The following is a 4,675-nucleotide window of genomic DNA, read 5'->3' as shown; positions in this document are numbered from 1 at the left end:
GCTGCGGGCCGGAGTGCGTGGCGCGACCATGCACAACGACCCCGCCCGCCGGATCATTCCGGCCGAGGCGGCGGCGCTCCCGTGCTGCCAGCCAGCGGCGCCGACACGTCGGCACCCCCGGTGCGGCCGGATGGTCCGTTAAAGTGGTTTCAACCTTGGTGCCAGCCTCGGCGGGCCGGTGCCGGGCCCACCTTGCAAGACGCAGCGGCCTTCGGCGAGCCAATGCGTGACCCCACCCGTCACCAGCAGTGAAGAGGCTCCACCATGCCGGCAGATCGCCGAAGCCGCAGCGCCCGTGACTCCGCTAGGTCGTCCGCCCGGCGAACCACCCGGGCAGCCCCGCCGGGGACGCCGTTGGTTCGTCGCCTGGCTCCACTGGTGATCGCATTCGCGCTGGGCGCACTACTAGCCGCGCCGATCGGAGCCGTGACCGCCGGCAACTCCACTGACGCAGCTGACTCCGCACCGGCCGACGACCGGGTCGCGCAACTGCAGGCGCAAGAGGAGGAACGGAACGCGGCGCAGATCGTGGAGCTGACCTCACTTGCCCGCCGGACGCAGGAGAGTCTCTTGCCGGTTCTCGACGGGCTGGCCGGTGCGGTGCCGGTGGGCCAACCGCCCGGTCCGGCAGTTGCCGAATCCGACGTCGAAGGGTGGCGGGGCATCACCAGAGACGTGGTCGAGGACTTCGCCGACCCGCCGTCCGGCGGCACCGGCGTCAACATCGCCCGTTCCGGCCTGGCTGCGGCGGTACGGGCGCTCGACGCCGCACTCGACACGTACGCGGCGGCGCTGGCCCTCCCGCAGGATGCCCGTGGAACTCTGCTGGAGCTCGCCGGCCGTCAGCGGGACATCGCGGTCACCACCTGGTCTGTCGCCGCGACGCAACTCGACGTGCTCAACGTCGACGCCGGCAACGGGCACACCCACATCTTCCTGCCGGCCGCGCCGGGGCAGGGCGCCCTGACCGCCGACGGCGTACCAGAAGGGCAGTAACCGGATCAGTACTGGCTGATCAGGCCGTGGCAAACCGCCGCTGACCTGCGGCGGAGCTGGTGGAGCGGGCGACGAGAATCGAACTCGCGTAATCAGTTTGGAAGATCGCCAGCCCTGGGCGTGATCTTGCTGGTGGCCCTGGTCACGGTGCCGGTGGTGGCGTCCGCTCGTGCCCGCTGGTGACCGCCTGCGGCACCGGCTTATGGCACGCGGATGGCACGGCCAGGGCGCGGCCGGCCGGCGTTGTACGGGTTCCCGCCCCGGCCTTCGGACCGGGGCGGCTTGCCGTGCCGGCGGTGCTCCGCGACCTGGACCACGTTGACCGGTGGCAAGCCGCGAAGCGGCGCGGCAGCCGATCGCCCCACCCTCGACGGCGGCCGACCACCCCCGCGATCGTCACGGCAGTGACCTCGGCCGGTCCCAGGGGAGGTGTGATGGGTTCGGGTGGGCCTGGCGGGCGTCGTAGCTGCGCGTATATGGCTGGGAGAGAACGACCGCCGTCCCTTATCGTGGAACCCATGGGACGTCGTCAGGACCGGATCCGACGTGAACTCGGGTCGTTCATGAGGGCGTACGGTCGTGTGGCGGCAGGGAACGGTAGCGATCCGAACGACCGCCAGTACAGCCGCAAGCTCGAAGCGGAGATTAAGCGGATGAGGCCGGAAGAGCTCGATCGTCTGCTCCGAGACGAGGACGATGGTGGCCCTGGTGACGACTGACGTTTGATCCTTGCCCGCCCGCGTCGGCCGATGCCGGCCGGAGGCCGCCAGCAGGCCGACGCAGGCGGGCTGCTGGCCGCGCTTGCGCGGCGCCTTGATCCAGAAGAGAGCGTCTCGGCAGTTGGTGAAGCATAGCGATCGCATCTCTGCCAGGACCGTGAGCTCACGCTTGTAAGCCGTGCGTCGCGTCCCCGCCCGCCCGGGGTTGGGCGGAACGCTCGAGGCTCTGTCCCTGTCAGCGCTCGTCTGTATGCCGCGTCCGGTAACCCAGCGAGCAACTGTCCGGTTACGTCTGGACATCAGGCTTTCCCTGATCAAGGATGTCCGCAGACGTTCTTCCGGCTCGCATCAGGACAGGTGGACTGCGGACCTTGAGATTCCAGACAAGTGATCCCGACATCGCAACGATCTTTCGACGCATCGAGCGGAAGACGATCGACTTGCAGCCCGATTTCCAGCGCGGTGAGGTCTGGAGCACCGCCAAGAAGCAGAGACTCATCGATACCATTCTTCGCCGTTGGCATGTGCCGCCCATACATCTGGTCGCCAAGGGCGAGGGAAAGTTCGACGTTCTGGACGGGCAACAGCGCCTCACTGCAATCCGAGACTTCATGCAGGGGCTATTTGCGGTAGATGGCTTTATCGAACCCATTGACGCAGGCTTCGCAGTCCTGGATGGCCGACGGTTCGCGCAACTCCCTAGAGGTGTACAGGATGAGTTTGAGTCATTTGCGATACGGGTATTCGAGCTTCATGATTACACGCCAGAAGAGCCTCATGAACTCTTCTTCCGTCTGAATCAACCAATGACCCTAACCGAGGCGGAAAAGCGGAACGCCTTCGTGGGTGCCGCTAGAAACCAGGTGAAAGAATTAGTGGAGTGGGCCGGAACGAGAGGAATGTCGGCGCAGCGCCTTGGATTTTCGAATGCGCGTATGGCATATGATGATTTGCTCGCCCGATTTCTGCTCACCCTGGAACAGGGCCGCCTTACCGAGAAGGTGACAGCGCTCAGAATCACTACCCGCTATAGAGATAAGGGTGCGTTTTCTGAGCCGATAATGAGCCTCGCAACCCAAGCGCTTGACTACTTCCTTCAGCTCGAACTTCTAGACCGTGCCGAGCGCCGGCTGAAATGGAACAAAGCCACCGTTCATACCTGGCTCTGCCTCGTAGCAAAACTACTGAAGGAGGGCCTTCTCTTGGAGCTAGGTCCAGCGCTGTATCAAACAATCGAACAGGTAGAGAGCTGGCGGGGAACGCGGTTGCATGGCCGAAGTATGTATAACGTTCCGCTAGCCGTCTTCCACGATCGGGCGACGGCCCGCGTGGCTGACGTCTCGTCCGTAGTACTGCGCGATCTTACCGCTTGGATGGTGCTCTATCGTGCCGAGCCCGGAATCATTCGAAATCGGTCATTTATTGCGCCAGTCGAGGATGCGTGGCAAATTGTTGACCAGGCGGGCGATGACGCCGGTCGAGAACTAGCATCATTTAGCGGCGTCGTGCGCTGGGGTGACTCGGGATGGTTCTGAGGTTCATAGAACGGCGGCAGCAGATCGAAAGTCTTGCAAGGCGCAATTATACTACTCGCCTCACCGTCGGCACCTTCGTCACCACCGCCGGCCTGCCCCAAAGCCTCATCTTTTCACCAGGCATCAGCATCGTGTCCGGCGGAAACGGCGCAGGAAAGTCGACGCTCCTCGGTGCCGTTTGGAGATGCCTGGCTGGACAAGAACCGCAAGAAGGTTCAACGATCCCGAACGTGCCTCCATGGCTATGTCAGCTGAAGATTGCAGGAACCCATGCCGACGTTCCGTTCGAGGCAGAACTCGACGTTGGGTCACAAACAACATCCTCGACGTTTCCATCGTCTGTCTTCTATGTTGATCCTGCGGCGGAGACCGAGGATGTGCTGAGGCACTTCAGATCAGATCCACAATCCTTCGATCTGCTTGAGGGGGTTGAGCCAGCGTCTTTTGACAGCAGCCAGCTCCAAGCCCTTGCATATATTCTTCGCCGAGAGTATTCAGAGTTCCTCGTTTATGAGGTGACGGCATTCAGCGTAGACGACACTCCGTTGCCCTACTTTGAAGTCGCTTCGATGGGTAAGCGATACGCATTGCAGCAGATGGGGCGAGGGGAACTCGTTGCAGCTTACCTTTTATGGAGGCTGCAAGAACTTCCACCCGGAGCCGTTGTATTGCTAGAGGAGCCGGAAAGTCATCTTGCGGCGTTCTCTCAAGAGAAGCTAGTAGATGCGATCGTCTCGATCGTAGTCAAACGCGACCTCTGTCTAGTCGTCTCTAGTCACTCCCCAGGCTTCTTCCAAAAGCTACCCGCCGAGCATGTTGTACTAGTTTCATCATTGCCTTCCCCCTCCATTCGCTGTGGGCTACCGGCCGCAGAAGTGGCTAATCACCTCGGTGTCCAACCCCGTACCGCTGCGGTGGTTCTAGTTGAGGACCAGGTCGCAGCTGAGTTCTTGCATGCAATCCTGTCGTCATTAGATCGCGATGCACTCCGGTATCTTGATGTCAGAGCCGTGGCGAGTGGGCAATCAGGTGTGAAGCGCATCGTCAGCGATATTTCCAGTAGCGCCGCTGACCAGGTTCGAATCCTTGGAGTTCTTGACGGCGACCAACGTCCTCGAGGTGGGCAAGCATCTGAAGGGCTGATCGGTTACCTAGTGGGCGATTCGGCGCCCGAGGTCCTACTGCGACAAACCATCAACCGGTGGCGTTCAGGCGAGTTTGACGACTGGGATTCTCCGCTGCCAGGTGGGAGCGATGGTCTAAAGTTGTGTCTTGAGCGGCTTGATGGGCGAGATCTGCACGACTGGATCTTTGAGCTGGCGGACGAGTTCGGAGGGCTTCGTCCAGTAATTCGTGCGATAACAGGAGGACTTCCCGAAACTATTACCGGGCTTCTCAACGTAATCCGTAAATGCGAAAGATCTC

The 4,675-nt window shown here is 61.9% G+C and carries 3 protein-coding genes; all 3 read left to right on the top strand.

The genetic code is table 11. The annotated features are described in order from the left end of the window. Positions 1-378: 378 nt before the first annotated feature. A complete protein-coding gene (locus ACFHWT_RS31025) occupies positions 379-996 on the top strand; it encodes a hypothetical protein (protein ID WP_416598206.1) in 618 nt (205 codons plus the stop codon). Between the two features lie 1,090 nt (positions 997-2,086). After that, a complete protein-coding gene (locus ACFHWT_RS31020) occupies positions 2,087-3,250 on the top strand; it encodes a DUF262 domain-containing protein (protein ID WP_416598205.1) in 1,164 nt (387 codons plus the stop codon). After that, a partial coding sequence (locus ACFHWT_RS31015; protein ID WP_416598203.1) for an AAA family ATPase occupies positions 3,241-4,675 on the top strand: 1,435 nt, incomplete at its 3' end. The genes ACFHWT_RS31020 and ACFHWT_RS31015, both read left to right, overlap by 10 nt.

This window comes from Micromonospora sp. LOL_021 (assembly GCF_048060215.1).
Classification (GTDB): Bacteria; Actinomycetota; Actinomycetes; order Mycobacteriales; family Micromonosporaceae; genus Micromonospora_E.
Note: the sequence above shows the minus strand (reverse complement) of the source record. Positions and strands in the feature narration are given on the sequence as shown.